The sequence below is a fragment of the Paenibacillus sp. KS1 genome, from assembly GCF_001680695.1.
GTDB lineage: Bacteria > Bacillota > Bacilli > Paenibacillales > Paenibacillaceae > Paenibacillus_B > Paenibacillus_B suaedae.
This window is the reverse complement of the sequence record NZ_MAIS01000257.1, coordinates 1-1,024: the sequence shown is the minus strand read 5'-3', so window position 1 is coordinate 1,024 and position 1,024 is coordinate 1. Positions and strand designations below refer to the sequence as shown.

General features: G+C 48.9%; 1 protein-coding gene. It reads left to right on the top strand.

Annotation, left to right across the window (positions count from 1 at the left end):
• On the top strand, positions 1 to 1,024 hold a 1,024-nt coding region (locus tag BBG47_RS28180; RefSeq protein ID WP_139070823.1), incomplete at both ends, for a M3 family oligoendopeptidase.

Genomic DNA, 1,024 nt, shown 5'->3' with positions numbered 1-1,024 from the left:
GTTCCAGTTGGCTGAGAAAATGCTCAAGACATTCAGCCCTGAGATCATTGAAGACTTGCAGATGGAGAACAAGCTGTCGACAGAATATTCCCAATTGATTGCTTCTGCGAAAGTTCTATTCGAAGGAGAAGAGCGCACGCTGGCACAGCTGACACCGTTCGAGTTGTCCACAGATCGCGATATGCGCAAGCGTGCTTCTGAAGCGAAGTTCGGCTTTATGTCCGAGAACGAAGCGAAGTTCGACCGCATTTATGATGATCTGGTTAAGGTGCGTACGAAGATTGCGAAGAAACTGGGCTACGAGAATTATGTTCAGCTTGGATACGACCGTATGTGCCGTACCGATTACAATGCGGAAATGGTAGCGAACTTCAGAGCCCAGGTGTTGGAACATATCGTGCCAGCAGCTACGAAGCTGAAGGAGCGTCAAGGCAACCGGATCGGCGTTGATCATATGTACTACTATGATGAGTCGTTTAACTTCAAGACAGGGAATGCGACGCCGAAGGGCGATCCAGATTGGATTGTACAGAACGGAGCCAAGATGTATGAAGAATTGTCGCCAGAGATGAATGAGTTCTTTACGTTTATGCGTGAGAACGAGCTGATGGATCTTGTCAGTAAGAGAGGCAAGCAAAGCGGCGGGTACTGTACATTCTTGAGCGAATATGGTGCACCGTTTATTTTCTCTAACTTCAATGGTACATCCGGCGATATCGATGTTTTGACACATGAGGCGGGCCATGCGTTCCAAGTGTACGAGAGCCGTCACTTCGAAGTGCCAGAATACAACTGGCCAACGTATGAAGCTGCCGAAATTCATTCGATGAGCATGGAGTTCTTCACATGGCCATGGATGGAGCTGTTCTTCCAGGAAGACACGGAGAAGTATAAGTTTGCTCATTTGGCTGGCGCGCTGTTGTTCATCCCATACGGAGTAACGGTGGATGAATTCCAGCACTTTGTATACAGCAATCCGGAAGCAACACCTGCGGAGCGCAAGGCTGCTTGGCGCGACATCGAG